Annotated in this window: 16 protein-coding genes and 1 tRNA gene; 4 read left to right on the plus strand and 13 right to left on the minus strand. The window is 62.3% G+C overall.

From position 1 onward, the window contains the following. The first annotated feature begins 41 nt into the window (after positions 1–41). The 4 genes from ACNFIC_RS04980 (at position 42) to ACNFIC_RS04995 (ending at position 9563) form a co-directional block, all read left to right on the plus strand. Entirely contained in the window at positions 42–5057 is a 5016-nt protein-coding gene (locus ACNFIC_RS04980; protein WP_416780179.1) for a hypothetical protein, read from the plus strand. Positions 5058–5201: 144 nt separating this feature from the next. Then, the gene (locus ACNFIC_RS04985; RefSeq protein ID WP_416780181.1) at positions 5202–6926 is read left to right on the plus strand and encodes a type I secretion system permease/ATPase; all 1725 of its coding nucleotides are present in this window, start codon (positions 5202–5204) and stop codon (positions 6924–6926) included. Next, positions 6923–8254, plus strand: coding sequence for an HlyD family type I secretion periplasmic adaptor subunit (locus tag ACNFIC_RS04990; protein ID WP_138218436.1), 1332 nt, complete (start codon positions 6923–6925; stop codon positions 8252–8254). Before ACNFIC_RS04985 ends, ACNFIC_RS04990 begins: the two co-directional genes overlap by 4 nt. Before the next feature lies 1 nt (position 8255). After that, the gene (locus ACNFIC_RS04995; protein ID WP_138218437.1) at positions 8256–9563 is read left to right on the plus strand and encodes a TolC family protein; all 1308 of its coding nucleotides are present in this window, start codon (positions 8256–8258) and stop codon (positions 9561–9563) included. A gap of 60 nt (positions 9564–9623) precedes the next feature. Here ACNFIC_RS04995 and ACNFIC_RS05000 read toward each other — a convergent pair whose 3' ends face one another. From ACNFIC_RS05000 to tolB, 13 genes are all read right to left on the minus strand, one after another. After that, positions 9624–11294: a calcium-binding protein gene (locus ACNFIC_RS05000; RefSeq protein ID WP_416780183.1), complete on the minus strand. Its 1671-nt coding sequence runs from the start codon at positions 11292–11294 to the stop codon at positions 9624–9626. 286 nt (positions 11295–11580) lie between these two features. Then, complete coding sequence (locus ACNFIC_RS05005; RefSeq protein WP_138218439.1) at positions 11581–12831, minus strand: efflux RND transporter periplasmic adaptor subunit; 1251 nt, start codon at positions 12829–12831, stop codon at positions 11581–11583. Continuing rightward, positions 12824–14302 carry a TolC family protein gene (locus tag ACNFIC_RS05010; RefSeq protein WP_138218440.1) on the minus strand — a complete coding sequence of 493 codons (1479 nt, stop codon included), beginning with the start codon at positions 14300–14302 and terminating at the stop codon, positions 12824–12826. The genes ACNFIC_RS05005 and ACNFIC_RS05010 overlap by 8 nt, the downstream gene beginning before the upstream one ends. Further along, positions 14295–15509, minus strand: coding sequence for an ABC transporter permease (locus ACNFIC_RS05015; protein WP_416780186.1), 1215 nt, complete (start codon positions 15507–15509; stop codon positions 14295–14297). The genes ACNFIC_RS05010 and ACNFIC_RS05015 overlap by 8 nt, the downstream gene beginning before the upstream one ends. Then, on the minus strand, positions 15502–16203 hold the full coding sequence (locus tag ACNFIC_RS05020) for an ABC transporter ATP-binding protein (RefSeq protein ID WP_416780188.1): 702 nt from the start codon (positions 16201–16203) through the stop codon (positions 15502–15504). The genes ACNFIC_RS05015 and ACNFIC_RS05020 overlap by 8 nt, the downstream gene beginning before the upstream one ends. A gap of 72 nt (positions 16204–16275) precedes the next feature. Next, positions 16276–17046: a hypothetical protein gene (locus tag ACNFIC_RS05025; protein ID WP_416780190.1), complete on the minus strand. Its 771-nt coding sequence runs from the start codon at positions 17044–17046 to the stop codon at positions 16276–16278. A 93-nt stretch (positions 17047–17139) separates the two neighbouring features. Then, positions 17140–17604 carry a hypothetical protein gene (locus ACNFIC_RS05030; protein ID WP_138218444.1) on the minus strand — a complete coding sequence of 155 codons (465 nt, stop codon included), beginning with the start codon at positions 17602–17604 and terminating at the stop codon, positions 17140–17142. A gap of 538 nt (positions 17605–18142) precedes the next feature. Further along, positions 18143–18218, minus strand: a tRNA-Lys gene (locus ACNFIC_RS05035). Positions 18219–18278: 60 nt separating this feature from the next. Further along, a complete protein-coding gene (gene queC / locus ACNFIC_RS05040; protein ID WP_416780192.1) occupies positions 18279–18953 on the minus strand; it encodes a 7-cyano-7-deazaguanine synthase QueC in 675 nt (224 codons plus the stop codon). A gap of 12 nt (positions 18954–18965) precedes the next feature. Then, entirely contained in the window at positions 18966–19613 is a 648-nt protein-coding gene (gene queE, locus ACNFIC_RS05045; protein ID WP_138218446.1) for a 7-carboxy-7-deazaguanine synthase QueE, read from the minus strand. A gap of 160 nt (positions 19614–19773) precedes the next feature. Continuing rightward, positions 19774–20583, minus strand: a complete 810-nt coding sequence (gene ybgF, locus ACNFIC_RS05050; RefSeq protein WP_416780195.1) for a tol-pal system protein YbgF — start codon at positions 20581–20583, stop codon at positions 19774–19776. 6 nt (positions 20584–20589) lie between these two features. Next, positions 20590–21087: a peptidoglycan-associated lipoprotein Pal gene (gene pal / locus ACNFIC_RS05055; RefSeq protein ID WP_023381906.1), complete on the minus strand. Its 498-nt coding sequence runs from the start codon at positions 21085–21087 to the stop codon at positions 20590–20592. A gap of 53 nt (positions 21088–21140) precedes the next feature. Next, positions 21141–22391: a Tol-Pal system beta propeller repeat protein TolB gene (gene tolB / locus ACNFIC_RS05060; RefSeq protein WP_240791739.1), complete on the minus strand. Its 1251-nt coding sequence runs from the start codon at positions 22389–22391 to the stop codon at positions 21141–21143. Between the last annotated feature and the right edge of the window lie 30 nt (positions 22392–22421).

Genomic DNA, 22421 nt, shown 5'->3' on the forward strand with positions numbered 1-22421 from the left:
CCCGGCACGAATGCCAGGGCCTATCCTGCAAGGAAATGGACATGAGCACCCTGGATCAGTACACCTTCGGCAACGAAGGCACGAACGTCGTGATCAAGAACGGCGATACCGTGGTCTTCGACAGCAGCACCAGCCAGAGCGTCGCGCTCGACGGTGGCAGCGTTCAAGTGGTTCGCCAGACCGACAACACAGTCGCCTCGGGCAACATCGATGGCCCAGCCATGCTGGCCATGACCGCCAACGGCCAGGACGATGGCTACGTGTTGGTCTGGAGCGCCGAAAACACTGATTTCGAAGGTGTGGTAGTGGCTCGCTACAGCGCCAGCGGCGAACTGCTGCAGCGCACCGAAATCGCCAGCGGCGAAGTCGACGACCCGTCGGTGACGGTACTGCCCAACGGCCAGTTCATCGTTGCCTGGGCATCGGAAAACGACAAGACCGACGTTTCCACCATCTATACCCAGCTGTTCGCCGCCAACGGCAGCAAGGTCGGCAACGCCGTCACGGTCACCAGCGCCAAGCTCGAACTGGAAGACGCGACCGTCACCGTGCTGGGCGATGACAAGTACATCGTCATGTGGAGCGAAGCCCACGGTGACGAGAGCCAGGGCACCTACTATTCCAACGTCAAGGCCGTGGCCTACACCGCCGGCAAGGCGAGTGCGGTACAGACCATGGTCACCGGCAACGCCAGCGTTGGCGAGGCCGACGACATGGCCTTGCACGCGACGGGCGACGGCAGCTACTGGCTGACCTACACCCAGCACAAGTTCACCACCGATGGCAGCATCACCCCGACCACGCTGCTGGCCACCAAGGTCGACGCCAACGGCCAGCCCGTGGCAAACAGCACCGTGACCGTGGCCGAGGTCAACTCTGCCTACAGCAACGCCGAGTACTTCCAGGTCATCGATACTGCCAACGGCTTCATGGTGACCTGGGTCGACCAGAGCGTCAGCACGCCAGCCCGGGTCATCCACATCCAGCAATACGACCAGAACTTCCAGGCCGTGGGCAGCGCCACCGAAGTGGCGGGCAACGGCAGCGTCAACGGCTCCTCGGCGCAAAGCCTGCCCAATGGCGGCTACCTGCTGGCGTGGAACATCTTCGACCCGAACGGTGCGGGCGTCTACGTACAACGCTTCAACGCCGACGGCAGCGCCTTCGACGAATCGCCGATCCATGTCGGCAGCTCGGCCACCAACGAAAGCCTGTGGGATGCCCCGACCGTACTGGTGCGCGCCGACGGCAGCCTGGTCGTGAGCTGGACCACCGGCACCCAGACCTCGGTCATCAACGATGATGGCGACGTGATGTTCAACCAGGTCGTGCACGTGCAGCAGGTCAATGCCCAAGGCCAACTGGTCGGCGCCGCCAGCATCGAGATCATCGCCGACGACGGCGACAACACCCTGCACTGGGTCGGCAGCGAGGACGTCACCCTGGACGGCGGCGCCGGCACCGACACCGCGCAACTGGATGGCAACCTGGCGGACTTCACCTTCGGCACCGACAAGGAAGGCAACGTCGCGGTCAAGGGCCAGCAGACCACCAGCCTGGAGAACATCGAGCAGATCAAGTTCGACGACGCCACCCTGACCCTGGATACCGGCCGCTTCTCCAACGAAAGCGGCAGCAAGGTGACCATGGAACCGGCCTCCACCGCCCTGAGCGACGGCGGCTACGTGATCGTCTGGGAGCAGCTCGCCGAAGTCGCCGGCCAGCCCAGCGGCATCTGGCTGCAACAGTACGACAAGGACCAGGACCTGGTGAAGAGCGTGCTGCTCGACGGCGCCGCCGGCAGCAACCCGATCGTCACCGCCGACAAGGACGGTGGCTACCTGGTGGGCTGGACCGCCACTGACTACACCTTCGTGATCCAGGCATACGACAACGCAGGCCAGGCCAATGGCACTCCGGTCACCATTCACACCCAGGACAGCGACAACCTGAACGTGCGTGTGGAGGATGCCTCCATCACCGTGCTCAGCAACGGTACCTGGGTCGTCGCCTGGAACGAGGAACTGCGTGCCTACGATCAGAACGGCAAGCTCCACGAAGGTGGCGAGGTCTTCGTGCAGTTGGTCGATCCGCAAACCCATGCGCTGATCGGCGAGCCGATCTCGGTGGACTCCGCGGCCAAGGACGACGTCCTGTTCGCCGAAGAGCCAAGCGTCACCGCCCTGCCCAACGGTGGCTTCGTGGTGGTCTGGGAGCGTGAGACTGCGGCGTCTGGCGAAGAAGACGTGTACATGCAACGTTATGACGCGACCGGCAAGGCCATCGGCGGCAACGTGCGCATCAACACCACCACCGCCGGCAATCAATCAGGCGCCGAAGTAGCCGTGCTCAACGACGGCAGCTTCGTGGTGACCTGGAACAGCATCAAGCTCGACCAGAACGGCAATGCCACCAGCGGCGATGTGTACATGCAGCGCTACAGCGCGACCGGCGCCAAGCTCGGCGGCGAGACCAAGGTCAACGCATCGAGCAGCGAAACCCAGGGCGAACCGGCAATCACCGCGCTCAAGGGCGGTGGCTACGTGATCACCTGGGCTACTTCCGACGAAGCGCCGCACAGCGGCCCGGCCAACCTCTATGCCCAGGTCTACGACAAGAACGGCGTCAAGGTCGGCAGCCAGCTGAGCATCGCCTCCGACGACAGCTACGACCTCTTCCCAGTGGTCGCGGCCACCAATGACGGCGGCTTCATCGTCACCTGGGAATCGCTGTCCGGCGAGCGTGACGTGAACGGCCGCAATGTCGCCGGCGACATCACCAGCCAGCGCTTCGACGCCAATGGCAACTCCACCCAGCTGATCGGCGACGCAGGCGACAACACCATCACCTGGACCGGCGATACCGCCGTGATCCTGAGCGGCGAAGAAGGCAACGACCATCTGGTTGGCGGCAACGGCAACGACACCCTGCTCGGCGGTGCCGGCGACGACCTGCTCGACGGCGGTGCCGGCGCCGATACCCTGGCGGGCGGCGCGGGCAACGACACCTACATCGTCGACAACCTCAAGGACGTCATCATCGAAAATGCCGGTGAAGGCATCGACACCGTGCAGTCGTCGGTCACCTGGACCCTCGGCGACAACCTCGAGAACCTGACCCTGACCGGTATCGCCGCGATCAACGGCACCGGCAACAGCGCCGACAACGTCCTGATCGGCAACAGCGCCAAGAACGTGCTCAACGGTGGCGCCGGCAACGACACCCTCGACGGCGGCGCTGGCGTGGACACCCTGATCGGCGGCACCGGCGACGACACCTACATCGTCGACCTGCTGGTCAAAGGTGTCGGCGCCAAGGCCACTGTGGTCCTCGAAGATACCGTCACCGAGAAGCCCAACGAAGGCAACGACACCCTGCAACTGCGCATGGATGCCAACACCGTCGCCGCCTTCCAGGGCAACGCCGCCATCACCCTGGCCGCCAACCTGGAAAACCTCGACGCCAGCCTCACCGGCGCGCTCAAGCTGAACCTGGTGGGCAACACCGCCAACAACACGCTGATCGGCAACGACGCTGACAACGTGCTGGATGGCAAGGGCGGCGTCGACACCCTGATCGGCGGCAAGGGCAACGACACCTACGTGATCGACGACGCCCGCGAACTCGGCCTGCTGGTGGAAAACGCCGACGAAGGCACCGATACCCTGCAGATCACCTACCGCAACCTGTCCAAGACCGAAGCCCTGCAGGTCGACCTGACCCAGGCCTCGCTGGTCAACGTCGAGAACGTGACCATCACCGGGACGGGCCTGTTCGACATCACCGGCAACAGCAGCGACAACGTGCTGATCGGCAATGCTTCGCGCAACATCATCGACGCAGGCGACGGCGACGACGTCCTCGACGGCAAGGGCGGCGGCGACCTGCTGATCGGTGGCGCCGGCAACGACACCTACTACGTCTACAGCGACAAGGACGTCGTGGTCGAAGAGATCAACGGCGGCATCGACACCGTGCATGTGATGGGCGCTGGCAAGACCGGCTACACCCTGGCGGCCAACGTCGAGAACGCGATCGTCGACTCCAAGGCCGCGCTCAACCTGACCGGCAACGAACTGGACAACACCCTGACCGGCAACGCCGCGGCCAACGTCCTCGATGGCGGTGCTGGTGCCGACACCCTGATCGGCGGCAAGGGCAACGACACCTACATCGTCGACAACATTGGCGATGTGGTGGTCGAGCTTGCCAACGAAGGTATCGACACGGTCAAGGCCTCCATCGACTACACCCTGGGCGACAACCTGGAGAACCTGGTGCTGCTCGACGGTGCGCTCAAGGGCACCGGCAATGACCTGAACAACATCATCACCGGCAACAATGCCGACAACGTGCTCGACGGCGGCAAGGGTGTCGATACCCTCACCGGTGGCAAGGGCAACGACACCTACATCGTCGATTTGCTGATCAAGGGCACTGGGGCAAAAGCCAGCGTGGTCCTCGAAGACAAGATCGTCGAGAAGGCCGGCGAAGGCACCGACACCCTGCAACTGCGCGCCGATGCCGACGCCTTCAACGGCTTCCAGGGCAGCGCCTCGATCACCCTGGGCGCCAACCTGGAAAACCTCGACGCTCGTCAGCTCGGCAACCTGTCGATTAACCTTACCGGCAACGCTGCCGATAACGAGATCTGGGGCAGCGATGGCAATGGCGTGATCAATGGTGGCGCCGGTAACGACATCCTGCACGCCGGCGACGGCGGCAGCGTATTGATCGGTGGTCTCGGGGCAGACGTCATGTACGGCGGCGCCGGCCAGGATACCTTCAAGTTCACCAACCTGAAGGAGCTGGGCCTGGGCGACAAGCAGGACGTGATCCACGACTTCGGCAGCGGTGACACGCTCGATTTCTCAGCGCTCAAGGGCTACACCTTCGTGGGCACCGAGGACTTCACCGGCGCCAAGCAACTGCGCTACGAGGTCAACGACGACGGCATCACCGTGTACGGCAACAGCAACGCCGACACCGCGCCGGACTTCTCGATCAAGATCGTGGGCGTCATCGACCACCTGCAAGCCGACCAGCTGACGCTGTAAGCTGCCCTCCCCGCCCCGGACCACCGGGGCGGCATCGTCAATGCCCATGACTGCCGGCCGGTTCATCGCACGGCCGGCAGTCATGGGCATTGGCACGTTTAACGACGACCGGGATGCGACGCCCGGTTCTTCAGGCAGGCAAACATGGCAACACCTACACGAACGGAACTCGAACAAGCGCTTGCCACGTGCAAGGACAGCTTCCTTTCGGTCGGTTTCTTCAGTTTCTTCGTCAACCTGCTGATGCTGGTTCCCTCTTTCTACATGCTGCAGGTCTATGACCGTGCAGTGGGCAGCGCCAGCGAATCGACGCTGCTGATGCTGACCCTGATCATGCTCTTGCTGATGGGTACCCTCGGCGCCCTGGAATGGGTGCGCTCGCGCATCATGGTGCGCATCAGCACCCGGCTGGAAACCCTGCTGGGCAAGCGTCTGTTCGACGCAAGCTTTCGCCAGGCCCTGGACAGCGGTGGCATGAATGCCTCGGCGCAGCCCTTGAGCGACCTGAGCAGCCTGCGCCAGTTCCTCACCGGCAATGGCCTGTTCGCCTTCTTCGACACCCCATGGATCCCCATCTACCTGGCGGTGATGTTCATGTTCCACCCTTGGTACGGCTGGATGGGCGTGATCAGCGCGCTGCTGCTGGGCCTGCTGGCCTGGCTCAACGAACGCATGACCAAAGCGCCGCTGCACAACGCCAACCGCGAGCACATGGCCGCGACCGCCTTCACCAACAAGAGCCTGCGCAACGCCGAAGTGGTGGAGTCGATGGGCATGCTGAGCGATCTACGCCAGCGCTGGAGCGCGCGGGTGCACAAGGTACTGAGCCTGCAGAGCGTGGCCAGTGATCGCGCCGGCGCCATCAGTTCGGTGTCGCGCACCTTCCGCCAGATCGTACAGTCGCTGGTGCTGGGCCTGGGCGCCTACCTGACCATCAAGCACGAGATCAGCTCGGGCCTGATGATCGCAGGCTCGATCCTGCTGGGCCGCGCACTGGCGCCGATCGACCAGTTGATCGGGGTCTGGAAAGGCTTCGTCGGCGCCCGCGGGCAGTACGCCCGCCTGCACGAATTGCTGGAGAAAATCGCCGCAGAGCCTGCGCGCATGTCGCTGCCAGCCCCACAAGGGGCGATCAGCGTCGAAGGGCTGTCGGTGGGCGCTCCCGGCACCCGCACGCCACTGGTACGCAACCTGAGCTTCAAGGTCGCAGCGGGCGAAACCGTCGGCATCATCGGCCCCAGCGGCGCCGGCAAGTCGACCCTGGCCCGCGCCTTGCTGGGCATCTGGCCGAGCCTGGCGGGTACGGTGCGCCTGGACGGCGCCGATATCAGCCAGTGGCGCCGCGACGAACTCGGCCCCTTCCTGGGTTACCTGCCCCAGGACATCGAGTTGTTCGAAGGCACCATCAGCGAGAACATCGCCCGCTTTGCCCAGGTGGACGCCGCAGCCGTGGTGGCTGCCGCGCGCATGGCCGGGGTGCACGAGATGATCCTGCAACTGCCGCAAGGCTACGACACGCTGATCGGGGTCAATGGTGGCGGTCTTTCCGGCGGGCAACGCCAGCGCGTGGGACTGGCCCGCGCGCTCTACCGGGCACCGCGCCTGGTGGTGCTTGACGAGCCCAACTCCAACCTCGACGAAACCGGCGAGCGACTGCTGGCCGAAGCCCTGCTCAAGCTCAAGCAGAGCGGCGCCACCGTGTTCGTCATCACCCACCGTTCCGGTGTATTGGCCGCCGTCGATCGCCTGCTGGTCCTCAACCAGGGCGAATTGAGCCTGTATGGACCGCGCGACAAGGTGCTGGCCCATCTGCAAAACGCTGCAAACCCGTCTGCGCCCGCCGCGCAGGCTACCGGTACTCCGACATGAACCTGACTCTGCAAACCCCAGGCACGCCAGCCCAGGCCGACGCGCCACTGCCTGTCGATGACCGCCCGACCCGGCGTATCGGCTACCTGATCGTACTGGTGACCTTCGGCCTATTCGGCGGCTGGGCCGCCCTCGCCCCCCTCGACAGCGCAGCGCTCGCACCCGGCGTGGTCACCGTCAAGAGCTACCGTAAGACCGTGCAACACCTGGAAGGCGGCATCGTGCGCGAGCTGCGCGTGCATGACGGCGACCAGGTCAAAGCCGGCGACGTGCTGCTGGTGCTGGACAACACCCAGGCCCGCGCCGACGCCGAAATGATCCGCAGCCAGCTGATTGCCGCGCAAGCGCTGGAAGAACGCCTGGTAGCCGAGCGTGATGGCCTGACCGCCCCGGCACCGCAGGCGCGCCTGAACGCCGACGACCCGCGCGTGCGTGAGGCCCGGGAAAGCGAGGCGCGAATCTTCCAGGCCCGGCGCGCCGCCCTGCTCGGTGAAATCAGCCTGCAAGAGAAGACCATCCAGCAAATCCGCGTACAGATCGCAGGCAACAAGGCCATCCGCGCCGAAAAGGAACGCCTGATCCCAGGCTACGACAGCGAGATCGCCAGCCTCGATGACCTGCTCAAGCAAGGCTATGTCGACAGCCAGCGCCTGCAAGAACGCCAACGCGACCTGGGCAACATGAAGGCACAACTGGCCGAACTGCGCTCGGACGCCGCCCGCGCCGAACAACAGATCGCCGAGGCCCAATTGAAGATCCTGCAACTGAACAAGACCTTCGCCAGTGAAGTGGCCGCGCAGTTGGGCGAGACCCGCAACAAGGTCTACGACCTGAGCGAGCGCCTGAGTGCCGTGCAGGACCGCGACCAGCGCACCGAGGTGCAGGCCCCGGAGGCCGGAATGGTCATGGGCATGACCGTGCATACCTTGGGCGGGGTCATCAGTCCGGGGACGCCGCTGATGGACATCGTGCCGGCCAACGAAGAGCTGATCGTCGAAGCGCAGATCTCGCCCATGGACATCGACCGCATCAGCGTCGGGAGCCTGGCCAACATCCGCTTCAGCGCGTTCAAGAGCAGTACCACACCGGTGATCGAAGGCCGTCTGGTACAGGTCTCAGCCGACCGCCTGGTGAACAAGGACAACGGCGCGCCCTACTACCTGGCGCGTGTCGCAGTGACCGACAACGGCCGCAAAGCCCTTGGCCACTTGGCACTACTGCCCGGCATGCCTGCCGAGGTGCTGATCAACACCGGCGCACGCACGCTGCTGCAATACCTGGTCCAGCCGGCCAGCAACGCGTTCGCCCGCTCGCTGATCGAGGACTGACATGCGGTATCTGATCACCCTCTGCCTGATGGGCGTGCCCAGCATGCTTCTGGCAAGCCCCGCGGCCGTCGATCTGTGGCAGTTGCAACAGGAGGCCGCCAGCGCCGACCCTAGGGTCCTACATGCCGAGGCGGTCATGCGCAGTGGCGAAGGCCGCGAGCGTGAAGCGCTTGGCCAGTTGCTGCCGCAAATCAGTGCCAGCGCGAGCGTCAACCGCAGCCGCCGCGACGACGACCTGAGCCGTACGGAGTACAACGGCAAACGCGTGGCCATGAGCGTCACCCAGGCGATCTACGACCCGCAGGTATGGCGCAGCTACCAAAAATTCCGGCAACTGACCCGCCAACGCAACTTCGAGGCCGAGGACACGCGTATCCAGGCGAGTATCGATCTGGCCGAACGCTACTTCGCCGCGCTCGCCGCCGAAGACGAACTGGAACTGGTGCGCGCAGAACTCGATGCCACCCAGAGGGACAGCAAGCGCCTGTACGCCCTGCTCGATCACCACATGGCCACGATGCAGGACGCCCAGGCAATGCAGGCCCGCGCCGACAACCTGGTAGCCGACGAGATCGAAGCGGCCAACCGCGTGGCCGTGGCCCGCGAGGCGATTTCGGAACTGGTCGGGCGCGACGTGCAAGAGCCGCTCAAACGTATCGCCAAGCACGCCAGCTACACCCTGCCGGCGCAATCGCAGGCTTACTGGGAGCAGGCGGCATTACAGGAAAACCCCGGCATCAAGGCACGCGAACGCAGCTTGGCGGCGGCCCAGGTCGCCATTGCCGAAGCCAAGGCCGGCCACTTGCCGCGGCTCGGAGTGAGCCTGACGGCGCTGCGCAGCGACATCGGCTATGAAGGCACCCTCACGCCCCGCTCGGACAACTACGTCGCCTCTGTGGACATGCAGATGCCGTTGTACAGCGGTGGCTCCACCAGTGCCCGAGTGGCCAGCTCGATGGGCGACCGCGACGCCGCCGAGCAGGAACTCGAAGCCCTGCGCCGGCAGGTCAAGCGCGAAACCGCTACTGCCTACCTGACCATGAACGCCGAGCTACAGCGCATCAAGGCATCAAGGGTCGCGGTGGCCTCGACCGCCGCAGCGACGCAGTCGTCCAAGGAAGTGTTCAAACGCGGCATCACCACCAGCACCGACGTGCTGTACAACATCCGCGAAGAATTCCGCGCCCGCCGAGACCTGCAACAGGCCCAGTACCGCTTCATCACCAGCCTGCTGACCCTGCACCGCTGGCGTGGGCAACTGACCGACAACGACATCCGCCGGGCCAATGACTGGCTGGTGGAGCCTTGAGGCGACCAGGTTGAGATCGCAGGTCAAGCTGATATTCAGCCCAAGGGCAGGGCTTTAACATCAGGGCAGCGTCAAGAAGTCAGCTTGGGTCAGGCTCTTGACGCCAGTCAGAACGATCTGGAAGTCCGCCTCGGCGTTGTTGTCCAGGGTGCCGTGGAGCACACCGTCCACTAGCTTGACCTGGAAGGCGCTACTGAACGCAGTATCCCGTTCGATCAGGTGGAAGTCGCCAATGCGGCTGAGGTCGATAAGGTCCTGGCCGGACTTGAAGTCGGTGATGGTGTCGCGGGTGTCAGTGGTATTACCCAGTTGATCGACTTGGTCGAAGCGAAACACATCCTTGCCCGCACCACCGGTAAAGACATTCTGCGCACTGTTACCCACCAGTACGTTGTCCAGCGCATTGCCCTTAAGGTTGAGCCGTACCCCGGCAGCAGTATCGCTGACATCGAGGTTTTCCAGGTTAGCGCCCAGGACGATGGTCTTGCTGGCGAGCCCAGCCGTACCGCCGCGCACCAGCACGCTGTCGATACCCTCGCCAGCGCGCTCGATGATCTGGTCTTGCAGCGTGTTGCCGGCAGTCAAGTCGACCAGGTACGTATCGTTACCGGCACCGCCACGCAGCGAGTCGACGCCATCGCCGCCATCGAGCCGGTTATCGCCGCTGTTGCCAATGATGAGGTTCTTGAGCGCGTTACCGGTGCCATCGATGGATGCGCTACCGAGCAACGTGAGGTTCTCGAGGTTAGCGCCCAGCACGTAGCTGACATGGGCCTGGACCAGATCGATGCCTTCATTGAGTTGCTCCACGACGGTATCGCCGGCTCCGACGATGTAGGTGTCGTTGTCTTTGCCACCGACGAGCTGGTTGGCCGCAGTGTTCTGCGAGCCATCGAGCACGTTGGCTTTGTCGTTGCCGGTGCCACTGATCGCCGCGCTTCCGGTAAGCACCAGGTTTTCGAGACTGGCACCCAGCACGTAGCTGATCGACGATTCGACAGTATCGATGCCGGCGGTATCGATGATGATGTCCCCGGCATTGTCGACCACGTAGGTGTCGTTACCGGCACCGCCCTCCATGGTATCGGCACCCAAGCCGCCGTCGAGGCGGTTGGCAGCCGCGTTGCCGATCAAGTGGTTGCTATCGACATTGCCGACCAGGTCGAAGGCGACCTTGTTCACCAGCCGTGCGTTCTCAAGGTTCGCCCCCAGGGTGTACGAACCGCCCTTCTGGGCGATCGCCACATTGACGGTGTCCGTGCCTTCACCGGCCAGCTCATGGATCTGGTCACCGACGTTGTCCACCACGTAGGTGTCATTGCCGGTGCCGCCGATCATGATGTCGGCACCGCCGCGCCCGTCGATCAGGTCATCGCCGGCGAAGCCCATCAACGTGTCGTTACTGGCACTGCCACGAATGGTGTCATTGCCGTCGAGCACGTAGGCGTAGGTCTCCAGGGTATCACCCTCGGTGATTGCGAATTCGGCCAGGGCCGCCAAGTCCTTGTTCATGCCGGTGACCGAATACACCGTGGCGCCATTCAGGCGGAACGTGCTGGAGGTGACCACACCGCTGGCATAGTCGCCGAAGTACGTGAAGCGGCCGCCAAAGGACTGGGTATGAACGCCATCGCTGATGACCATCGAGCTGCTGGTCGCCCGGGTGACATCCCACTCCCAGTCTTGGGGGGCGAGAAAGCTGAAGGTGCGCGAGAGGGTGATGGTCGCCATGTCGGTTCACTCATTCCGTTGAATAGGGGTCGGTCCAGACCGATGAGCGAGCAGACTAGAGCATCCTGCGCCGGTGTGAAACAGCTTGGGAATGGAAAACCGCGCAAACGAAAAAGCCCGCCATGAAGACGTAATACTTTCACTTAGGGCTGCTTCTCAGCCCTTTCGCGGCCGGGGCGTCGGACCGGCCGGAAAGGGCCGCAAAGCGGCTCCGACGATCTTGAATGAACAGCACTCACGAAGCTGACGGTCCGCACCCACAACGACTGAGGACAGTCCTCATGGTTTACGAACGCGGCACCTCTACAAACCCAGCACCAAGTCCCTGCACTACAACCCCTTCGGGCACCACACCAAGCGTCGTCACCGTAATGCGCTCGACCTCAGCTTGAGGCGTTGCTCGATACACCAGATAACGCCCTCCCCGCTCATCATCGCGTAGTGCTTGCGGCGGTAAGGCGATAGCCTGTTCATTGCGTTGCAGAATGATAGAAAGACGTGCGCTCATACCGGCCCGCATAGGTTGCTGCAACGGCTGTGCGGGAGGGTCGATCTTGACCTTTACCTCATACTGCGCACCAGCACCTTGGGTTTCAGTCGTTTCGCTCTGGATACCAAGGGCGCTGATGTTTCCACTCAGTTCACCGGAGAACCCGTCACCGCTAATTTGCACCGCCATGCCTTCGTGCAGTAGGTGCAAGTCAGTCTCTTCTACCCGAGTCAGGGCTTGGAAACGCTCCTGGCCAATCACTCCGATCAGCGGTGTCCCTTGAGTGACTGCGATACCTGATTGCAATGGCACGGGCTTGCCGCCGTCCTGAAGCCTGGGCCGCACGACATGGCCAGCCAGTGGTGCGAAAATTTCACGGCGGGCATACAGCGCTTCGAGTGCCTGGTGACGTGCCTCGGCGTTGGCCAGTTCCATCGCAGCGATGCTGCGCTCTTCACCCAGGCCGTAGGCAAGCGTGGTGGCCAACTCTTGACTGGCGGCGGCCAAGTCCTGGCGCTGCGTATCGACTTGCTGCGCCAGGCTCTGAACTTCCATGCGCGCCACAATGCCGCGCTCGAACAGCGCCTGGGTGTCGCGCAGGTTGCCTTCGCTACTGGCAAGGGTCTGCCTGGCCGTGGCTACAGCACGCCGGGCGCGGGCCACTTCAGGGCTATCGCGCCAATGTTCCAAGCGTTGCGCTTCTCTACGAGCCTTGAGTAGTTCGACCTGAGCCTGGCGCTGTTGCACCTGTAGTTGTGCCGGGTTGAGGCTGATCAGCACCTGGCCTTTCTCGACGTACTGGCCTTCCTCTACACGCACTTCAGCGATCAAGCCGTCGAACGGTGCGGCAAGGGTGGTCTGCTCAACGGATTGCAGTCGCCCCACCAGTCCCAGGCGCTGCTCCAACAAACGCGGTGCTACCTGCACCCAATCCGAGCCTTGCACAGTGCTGCCCAGTTCATCCGCGTCACCAGAACAGCCGAGCAGGCTGGCAAGGGCCAATCCCAGCAGCATGCAGCGGCCGATGTTCGAAGAAAACCTAGTCATTCAATACAATGTCCCAGCTGTCCAATGTGGTTCCCAGGGTCTGGTCCAGATCCGCCTGGGCATTCAAGTAGCTGATGAGCGCTCCCAGTCGAGCGCTCTGCACATTGCGCAAGTCGTTCTCGAAACTGAGCACCTGAAAGTTGCTGGAGCGCCCGACGCTAAGCTTTTCACGTTCAACCGTAAGCTTGCGTTGCGACAGCTCCTGCGCACGCAGGGCAATCTGGTATTGCCGCCACCGCACGCCGATGTCGCGCACAGCGTTGGTTACTTCCCGCTGTAGCTGCTGGCGCGCTTCCTGTATACGAACTTCCTGGGTTTCCACGCCAACGCGGGCGTGCACTTCGGCTTGCCGGGTGCTCAGGTCGCCAATGGGAATTTCGACTTGCACACCCACGTAGTTCTCCCAGCTACTTACCCCGCCGCTGACGCTGTTACGCTCGCGGACCTGCGCGCCGCCACCAACCAGTGAAACGTCCCACAGGCGCTCGTTGCGCGCGACAGTCAGGTTGACCGCAGCTTGTTGGCCAGCGATCAATTCAATGAGGTAGGTCGGTTGTAGAGCTTGTGCTTGTTCAAGGGCCTGGGAAATGTCGACGTCGATGGCGTTCGCCTGGGTGCTCTCGGTGGCGACGATCGGTGTGTCCAAGTCAAGCGCCAGCATCTGCAACAGGGCAAGACGCGCGGTTTGCTGCTGGTTGCGGGCTTCTTCCAGCCCGAGTTCCTGACTGGCGACTTCGGCCTCGGTCTGGACGATTTCGAAAGCTGCCATGCGCCCAGACGCGATCATCGCCTGGTTCACTTCGAGCAACTGACGAGCACGCTCTAATGCATCGCGGGCTATCTGCAGTTTCTCCTGGGCCTGCAGGAGTGCGTGATAGCCACTGATGATCTGAGTGATGGTCTGCGCCACGGTGTCCTTCAAGACCAGACGGTTGACCTGCTCGCCTAGACGCGCCAGTTGCACCGGGGCAGTGGCAACATCTCGACCTGCGCCGCGCAGCAAAGGCTGGATGACGGTGATGTTGGCTCCGTCGTTGCGGGTCAGCCCAGCTAGGTCGGCGGCGGTGTGGCGGTAGGTCCAGCCTAGGCTCAGACGAGTGCCGTAGGGGGTAAGCATCGTTGCACTGGGCGTGATATCGCCCTGACGATAACGATCGGCCTGGTTATGGTTGGACAGGTAGTTGCTGCGGATGAGCAGCTTGGGAGTGAAACGATCCTCGGCCACGCGCAGGTCGAACTTCTGAGCAATTCGATCCAGATAAACACTACGGATGCTGCGATTGTCGCGCAGGCCGAGGTAGATGGCGTCGCTGAGGCTCAGGTCGATGCGCTGCGCGCTCAAGGAAAGGCTGGATGCGTCTGCGGAAAGGGCCCCAACACGCGGCGCACCGACAGACGCAAGCGCCACGGCCGTCAGTGCCGGTACAGCGCCCCCTATCACTAGGAGCAAGGCCAAGCAGCGTTTAATCATCCCGCAGCGCCTGTACCGGTTGCAGACGAGCGGCCGACAGCGCTGGGCTCAAGCCGAAGAACAGCCCTGTAAGCACCGCGCCGCCGATGCCCAAAGGCAAAGACTGCGGCGCAAGGCTGAATTCGGCCCAGCCCGACACCAGGTTGAACAACCAGGCCGCCGCCACGCCCAACAAGGCACCGACTGCGGCGCCAGCCCCCGCCAGCAGCACCGCTTCAAGCAAAAATAGCCAGGCAATGTCCTGAGGACGTGCGCCCAGTGCAAGGCGCACGCCGATCTCTCGGCGGCGTTCGGCAACGTTCATCAGCATTACGTTCATGACCCCCACACCGCCTACTAGCAAGGCGATGCCGCCCAGACCGGCCAAAAGCCAGGCGAACAACTGCGACTGCTGGGCGATGCCCGCGAGCAGTTGGTAGGGAGCCTGGACCTCGATCGTGCGACCGGGGAAGCTACTCTGCAATTGCACCTTCAGGCGAGGAGCGAGAACCAGTGAGTCAGCACCGTCCACGACCCGTGCCAGAACGGTACCGATCTGCGGCGAGCTGAACAACCGCCGTACGCTTTCGAGCGGAACCAGCAGGCTGTCGTCGATCGAGAGTGGCAACAGAGGATTCTCTCCTACACTTTGCAGCGCACCGATCACTCGAAAAACGTAGCCTGCCACCTGGAGCTGTGCGCCAGGTGTAACCGGCATCCCCTCGGCAGCCAGATTGGCGGCAAGGCGCGCGCCCAACACAGCGTGTGTGCTTCGGCTATCGTAGTGGCTGATGAAACGCCCCTCTGCGATCCTCAGATCAAGCACCTCTGTCAGTTCCGGACCGACTCCAGCGAGCAACGCATCGCTTGTTCGTCCGTGCAAACTGATGCGCACCGATGTAAGGCTCAACGGGCTGACCGCGCGCAGCACCGGCTCGGCTGCATGCACGGCACGGCTGTCGAAACGATCTGCGGTCAGTCCCGACAGATCGACGCCGGCAGGCAAATGCACATCGGCAACCAGCAGATCGCTGCCCATGCCCTTGAACACCGCCATCGCCTGGCGCTGGGCGTTGTGCCCAATGTTCAACAGCGCGACCACCGCTGCGCAGCCAACGGCGATCCCAAGCAGCGCCAGCACTGCACGACGCCCCAGGCGTTGCAGGCTATCGAACGGTTCTGCGAGGCGCTGCGTCAGGGAGGGGCCGTAGACGAGTCTGCTAGGCATGCCTGAGTTCCCGAACGCCCCCTTCGCAAACCTGCAAGCAGCGTTGCAGGCGGCGGGCAATCCCTTGGTCATGAGTGACGATGACCAGCGTAACGCCCTGGTCACGGTTGAGGGCCAGCAGCAGCGCGAGGATGTCCTGCGCGGTCTGACTATCGAGGTTTCCGGTGGGCTCATCGGCAAGCAGCAGCTTCGGCTCGCCGACCAGAGCACGGGCAATCGCTACCCGCTGGCGTTGCCCCCCAGAAAGCTCTGAAGGGCGATGATGCAGGCGCTCGCCCAGACCGACCCGCAGCAATTCCTGGCGCGCTGCCACACGGGCCGAAGAACGCGACACACCGCGGTACAAGAGCGGCAAGGCGACGTTATCGAGAGCATCCAGGCGCGGCAGTAAGTTGAAACTCTGGAAAACGAAGCCGATGTGCTGGTTGCGCATCCTGGCGCGCATCTCGGCCGATGCCCGGGTCATGTCGCGACCGGCAAGGTAGAGTTGCCCGCTGGTGGGCTGATCGAGCAGGCCGATCAGGCTTAGCAAGGTGCTCTTGCCTGACCCCGAGGTCCCCACGATAGCGCAGCTCTGGCCTACCTCCACCGACAGCGAAACGTCGCGCAGCACAGGATGCGCGGCGCTGTCGGTGTCATAGGCGTGGCTCACGCCGTGCAGGCGAATCAACGCTGAGTTGGTTAAATCAGGCATCCGCTGCCCACAATCCTTTGTCGGGCTGTCCAAGCGCGCCCCTCAAGGCGGAGGGCGCTTGGCTGAAGAGGTTCAGGCGTCTTTTGTCGCCGTCTTATCGCTACGCTCGAGCCGTTGCGCCAACACCAGGTCGAGCAGCGACTGCAATTGGTCCTTGCTGCTCGATTGCTGTTTTTCGGCGTAATCGATGAGCTTGTTCAAATCCTGCTCGTATTCATCAGGAAGCTGGGCTTCCATGATCGGCGGCAGCGCTTTGTAGTAATCCAACACGCCCTGGATGGTCTCGGGCGACATGTGGCCGTCACGGTTGTATTCGTCCATCAGTTTCTGCGACACAGCTCTTGACCAGGCCTCTTCCTGAGCACCGGTCTCCAGGAGTGCTGCTCGCCGCTCGTTGGTGGTGAAGGCACCACTGTCGTCATACACAATCAACGACAGTTGTTCCATCGACAGACCCGTGAACGGATTGCTCCCCTTGTTGTTGAGGAACGAGGTCGCCTGCTGGGCCTGCTCGAGGCGTTGCGGGTTGTCCGAAGCAGGGATCTGCGCATCTCGGGCCGTTTTGGATTGCTCGAAGGCCGGGCTGTGAATTGCACGCGTCACCTGCTCGGCGATAGCTTTCAGGCCACTGCGGTCGGTGCTGGCGTCGCGCTTTGCGGCGCGGGCTGCCGCGTCACTGAGCAACTGTGCCAGGGGCGAGATGTTGGCGCTATCGGCAGTACCAGCTGTCTTTGCCGACGCAGCAACGTTCTTGCTGACGAGCCCTTCGTCCTGTATCGCAGTACTCTGCGACACGCTGGTTGGCTTGGCCTGTGACGCCGACAGGTTGTTGACAACATCCATGATCGTCTCCGTATCTCTCTTGGCAGCAGAAACGCTGCGTCTACTTAGGACCAAGTTGCCCCGCCCTAACGGCGGAGCAACCTATTCAACCACTTACTTGATGGTGAACTCGACGTTCCACGAGTAGTTCGACAAGTTGGCCGAAGTGATGGTTGCATTACAGCTGGCACCGCCGCTGGCAGTGGCGTCCTTGGTCCATTTCGGGATGTAGGTGATGGTGCCGCCCAGGCCACCCGGCGCGATGGTTTTGACGAACGCGGTACGGAACACACAGGTCTTGCCGCCGATCGCGTAGCGCACAAAAGCGTTGGTCAAATCCGGGCTCAGGGGACCGGTCACGACGAAGGTAAAGGCCTGATTCGGCGCGATCGAGTCCTTGGGCTTAGGCGTTGCGCTAGAGTTGGTCAGCGCTTCGTTATTGCCGATTACCGAGTACTTGGCATCGGCCGTACCCAGGTTCTTGACGGTGATTTGCACGGGCGGGCCTGCGTATGCTGCACCGGCAGCGAACAGGGAGGTGACGGCCAGGGCCGCGAAGATCCGTTTCTTCAATTGCATTGCATATTTTCCATGTGTTGACATTTTCGTATGTCGCACGACGAACAGAAGTCCGTCTTGCCCGGCCTGCAGCGATACCGCAGCTGCATATCCTTTCCGGTCACTTTGCATCGGCACTTTCCGTGGATTAGCTCGACTTGCGCAAAGCCCAGCTAAATAAATCCTTCCAATTGAGATGGTTAGCGGCACTAGGGGTGAAAACTTTAGCGCTAAATGGCATTTTGCCATGAGTACAGGGCAGCAGCCCTGTTGGCTACGTGAAGTGGCCGGTCTCACCTACGCACGATAGAGGGCCATGGCATCGAGTACGGCGTCTTTGGCTGTGCGGGATTTTGGATCTATTCGGCGAGCGCGCCAAAAGAGCAGGGATAAAGTCTTTGAGTTTTTTTGACCCAGACACGAAAAAGCCCACCATTAAAGGCGGGCTTTTCGATATAAGCATCACGTTGAAGCGAGCTTAAGATTCGCTTCATACAGCTGCGAGACTAGAAACTGGCTAAAAGCCTCCTTCCTAGTACATCACGAACCGCTGTGAAAATGGTGGGTCGTGTAGGATTCGAACCTACGACCAATTGGTTAAAAGCCAACTGCTCTACCAACTGAGCTAACGACCCGTTGGATGGCGCGTATATTACTGATTTCTCAGAGGAAATCAACACCCCATCAGAATTTTTTCAGGCGTAGCGGGTGGGATCCGCGACCCCGGCCGCCTTGAAGCCTTCGGCGCGCAGGCGGCAGCTGTCGCACTTGCCGCAGGCGCGGCCGTCATCGTCGGCCTGGTAGCACGAGACCGTCAGGCTGTAGTCCACGCCACGGGCCACACCGGCCTGCACGATCTGCGCCTTGCTCAGGTTTTGCAGCGGCGCCTGGATACGGAAGCCCTCCCCCTCCACACCCGCCTTGGTGGCCAGGTTGGCCATGCGCTCGAAGGCCTCGACGAACTCGGGACGGCAGTCCGGGTAGCCGGAATAGTCGACCGCGTTCACGCCGATGAAGATATCGCGGGCCTCGAGCACCTCGGCCCAACCCAGGGCCAGGGACAGGAACACGGTGTTGCGCGCCGGCACATAAGTGACCGGGATACCTTCACCCGGGGTTTCCGGCACATCGATGCTGGTGTCGGTCAGCGCCGAACCACCGATACCGTCGAGGTTCAGGCCGATCACCTTATGCTCCACCACACCCAGATCCCGGGCCACACGGGCTGCGGCGTCAAGCTCGGCGCGGTGGCGCTGGCCGTAGTCGAAACTCATGGTGTAGCAGGTGTAGCCCTCGGCCTTGGCCATGGCCACTACGGTGGCCGAATCCAGTCCACCAGACAGCAGAATTACCGCACGTTTGTCAGTCATGTGTTTTCCTCATCAGCGTCCAGGTTCGTCGTTCCACAGCAGCTTGTGCAACTGCAACTGGAACCGCACAGGCAGATTGTCGGCAACGATCCAGTCGGCCAGGTCGGATGCGCTCACCTGATGGTGGCTGGGCGAGAACAACACCTCGCCAGCGCGCTCGGACAGGTTGTACTGGATCAGCTTGGAAACCGCCCAGTCATAGTCTTCGCGCGAACAAATGACGAACTTGACCTGGTCGTTGCGCGTCAGCAGCTCGATATTTTCGTAGCGGTTGCGGTGCGACTCTTGCGAGCCTGGGGTCTTGAGATCCACCACGCGACTGACCCGCGTATCGGTGCCGGCGATATCCAGTGCACCGCTGGTTTCCAGCGATACTTCGTAACCGGCATCGCACAGGCGCTTGAGCAGCGGCAAGGCGTTGGGCTGTGCCAAGGGTTCGCCGCCAGTCACGCAGACATAGCGCGGCTTGAAACCAGCCACCTGCTCCAGGATCGAATCGAGGGTGCGCAGGGTGCCACCGGTGAAGGCGTAGGCACTGTCGCAGTACTGACAGCGCAGAGGGCAACCGGTCAGGCGCACGAATACCGTGGGCAGCCCAGCCGTTCGTGTTTCACCCTGCAACGAGTAAAAGACTTCGGTGATGCGTAATGTGTCTTGCATGGTCGCCACGGGCGTGACAGCTAAACAGGCTGTCCGCCTCCGTCAGGCACTGTCGCGGACTCGACATGGCGTTATCCGCAGCAGCGTGTTTACGAAAAAAGGGCAGAGATTCTAACGAAAAAACCCGCGACAAGTGCGGGTTTCTTCATGAAGGTGCAGTTCAGAGCTTTTGCAGGTCGCGCTGGGCCAGTTGCGCGGCGGAAGTGCCGGGATACTGGGTAACGACTTGCTGCAAGATGCCCTTGACCTTGTCGGTGTGGCCAAGGCGACGCTCGACGTCGGCCAGCTTGTACAGCGAATCCGGCACCTTGCTGTGCTGCGGGTACAACTGGCTGACCTTGGCGAAAGCCTGGCCGGCGCCTTGCAGGTCGCCCTTGGCCAAGTTCACCTCGCCAAGCCAGTACTGGGCATTGCCGGCATACTGGCTGTTGGGGTACTTGCGCAGGAAGGCATTGAACGCCTGGCTGGCTTTGTCGAAGTCTTTTTGCCTGATCAGGTCGAAAGCGGCGTCGTAATACAACTTTTCTTTCGCCGGATCGCCCGGCTCGCTATTGGCGGCCGGTGGCTGCGCGGCGTTGGCGCCGGCAGCGGCACCCGTGGCTGCGTTGTTCGCGCCACCGGTGGAAGAATTTTCAGGCGCTGCTGGTGCAGGTGCCCCGGTGCCGATACGGCGATCCAGGTCCTGATAGCGCTCGAGGTTTTCCTGCTTCATGCGCGACACATCGTTCTGCAGCTCTTCGATGATGCCTTGCTGGCGGGAAATCTGGTCCTGCATCTGTTGCAGCTGCATGAACAGCTGGCCGTTTGCAGAAGCAGGGGCCGAAGCCCCTACTCCGGCAGAGGCGCCGCTCGTGCCATAACCCGCTGGTGGATAACCACCGGCGTTGTCATCTACTACGGGAACCGCAGCCCACGCTGAAAGCGGCAGGCTGAGTGCGAGGACGGTTACAGCACGACGGCACATACGCATGAGAACTTACTTACGCAGTTCTACGCGACGGTTCTGAGCCCAGGACTGCTCGTCGTTGCCGGTAGCAACTGGGCGCTCTTCGCCGTAGGAAACCAGTTCCAGCTGAGCAGGGGAAACGCCCTGCAGAACCAGGTAGCGTTGAACAGCCTTGGCACGACGCTCACCCAGAGCCATGTTGTACTCGCGGGTGCCGCGCTCGTCGGTGTTGCCTTCCAGGACAACACGGTTGCCGTTGGCTTTCAGGTCCTTGGCGTGAACGTCCAGGGCGCGCATGGCTTCTGGCTTCAGATCCGAGCTGTCGTATTCGAAGTAGAAGGTGGTGATTGCGCGCAGGGCGGCTTCTTCGCTCAGGGAGCCGTCGACAGCGCCAGTGTTGGCACCGTAGCCAGCGTTCGGGTCAACAGCGCCTTCACCAGCGTTGTCACCGCCTTTCGAGGAGCAACCTACAGCTACGGCCATGGCCAGAGCCAGCGCAGCGAATTTACCAAACTTCAGCATTTCCATCGTGAAACTCCTAATGAAACCCCAGTGTGTTAAGCAAAAATGTTACGCCGCAATCAGTTCAGGTAAGGGGACCAGGACGGTTCTCTGACTTCGCCTTGAGCGGTAGGAAGTGGGAGCCTCACACGGCCGTTAAGCGACACGAGCATCAAGACTCCCCGGCCCTGCTGGCGGGTGGCGTAGATTAGCATGGTGCCGTTTGGCGCAACAGTGGGAGACTCATCAAGACTGGTCTCGGAGAGAATCTTTACACTTCCGCGTTGCAAATCCTGAGCAGCCACCTTGAAGTTGGTGAACCCTTGTTGGCGATGGATCATCACCAGGGTCTTTTCATCTGCCGACAGTTTCGGGTTGGCGTTGTAGTTGCCCACGAAAGTTACGCGCTCGGCGCCGCCACCACTGACCGACTGTTTATAGATCTGCGGTTTGCCACCACGGTCGGAAGTGAAGTAGAGCGTGTTGCCATCCTTGCCCCAGAACGGCTCGGTATTGATACCGGGGCCGGCGGTGACACGGCTGATCTGGCGCGAGGCAACGTTCATCACGTAGATGTCCGGGTTGCCGTCCTTCGACAGCACGAACGCCAGGCGAGAACCGTCTGGCGACCAGGCTGGCGCGCCGTTCAGGCCTTCGAAGTTGGTGATCTGCTCGCGGCGACCGGTATCGATGTGCTGTACGAAGATGCGCGGACGCTTCTGTTCGAACGACACATAGGCGATGCGCTTGCCATCCGGTGCGAAACGCGGCGAGAGGATCGGCTCGCGCGATTGCAGCAGGGTCACCGCGCGGGCGCCGTCGTAGTCCGAACGCTGCAGGGTGTAGCGGGTGTTGGTGGCCGAGAAACGCTCAGCGGTCACGTACAGCATGCGCGTGGAGAACGCACCCTTGATACCGGTGAGCTTCTCGAACGACTGGTCGGCGATGTAGTGGGACATGTCGCGCAATTGGTCGACGCCACCGGCCACGCTACCGGTCAGCACTTGCTGCTCGGTGGCGACGTTGAACAGCGCGTAGCTCACCTGCAGGCGACCGCCAGCCGGCACGATGCTACCGACCATCACGTACTGGGCGCCCAGGGCTTTCCAGTCACGGAAGATCACTTCGCTGGCCTGGCTCGGCAGGCTGATCATGTTCTGCCGGGGGATCGGCGCGTAGTAACCGGAATTGCGCAGGTCATTGCCGATGATGTCGGCCATGTCTTCCGGCAGCACGCTGCCACCCTGCACAGCGAACGGCACTACCGCGATGGGCGTGGCCCGGTCGCTGCCGCTGGTGACCAGGATGTTCTTTTCTTCCGCCATGGCCATGCCTGCCACGCAGCAGAGCAAGACCAGGAG

Source organism: Pseudomonas sp. NY15463 (assembly GCF_048068415.1).
In the GTDB taxonomy this organism is placed as follows: domain Bacteria; phylum Pseudomonadota; class Gammaproteobacteria; order Pseudomonadales; family Pseudomonadaceae; genus Aquipseudomonas; species Aquipseudomonas mosselii_C.

Coding starts and splice junctions, on each gene's coding strand:
- ACNFIC_RS04980 (WP_416780179.1), top strand. CDS start 42: ATGAGCACCCTGGATCAGTACACCTTCGGCAACGAAGGCACGAACGTC.
- ACNFIC_RS04985 (WP_416780181.1), top strand. CDS start 5,202: ATGGCAACACCTACACGAACGGAACTCGAACAAGCGCTTGCCACGTGC.
- ACNFIC_RS04990 (WP_138218436.1), top strand. CDS start 6,923: ATGAACCTGACTCTGCAAACCCCAGGCACGCCAGCCCAGGCCGACGCG.
- ACNFIC_RS04995 (WP_138218437.1), top strand. CDS start 8,256: ATGCGGTATCTGATCACCCTCTGCCTGATGGGCGTGCCCAGCATGCTT.
- ACNFIC_RS05000 (WP_416780183.1), bottom strand. CDS start 11,294: ATGGCGACCATCACCCTCTCGCGCACCTTCAGCTTTCTCGCCCCCCAA.
- ACNFIC_RS05005 (WP_138218439.1), bottom strand. CDS start 12,831: ATGACTAGGTTTTCTTCGAACATCGGCCGCTGCATGCTGCTGGGATTG.
- ACNFIC_RS05010 (WP_138218440.1), bottom strand. CDS start 14,302: ATGATTAAACGCTGCTTGGCCTTGCTCCTAGTGATAGGGGGCGCTGTA.
- ACNFIC_RS05015 (WP_416780186.1), bottom strand. CDS start 15,509: ATGCCTAGCAGACTCGTCTACGGCCCCTCCCTGACGCAGCGCCTCGCA.
- ACNFIC_RS05020 (WP_416780188.1), bottom strand. CDS start 16,203: ATGCCTGATTTAACCAACTCAGCGTTGATTCGCCTGCACGGCGTGAGC.
- ACNFIC_RS05025 (WP_416780190.1), bottom strand. CDS start 17,046: ATGGATGTTGTCAACAACCTGTCGGCGTCACAGGCCAAGCCAACCAGC.
- ACNFIC_RS05030 (WP_138218444.1), bottom strand. CDS start 17,604: ATGCAATTGAAGAAACGGATCTTCGCGGCCCTGGCCGTCACCTCCCTG.
- queC (WP_416780192.1), bottom strand. CDS start 18,953: ATGACTGACAAACGTGCGGTAATTCTGCTGTCTGGTGGACTGGATTCG.
- queE (WP_138218446.1), bottom strand. CDS start 19,613: ATGCAAGACACATTACGCATCACCGAAGTCTTTTACTCGTTGCAGGGT.
- ybgF (WP_416780195.1), bottom strand. CDS start 20,583: ATGCGTATGTGCCGTCGTGCTGTAACCGTCCTCGCACTCAGCCTGCCG.
- pal (WP_023381906.1), bottom strand. CDS start 21,087: ATGGAAATGCTGAAGTTTGGTAAATTCGCTGCGCTGGCTCTGGCCATG.
- tolB (WP_240791739.1), bottom strand. CDS start 22,391: ATGGCCATGGCGGAAGAAAAGAACATCCTGGTCACCAGCGGCAGCGAC.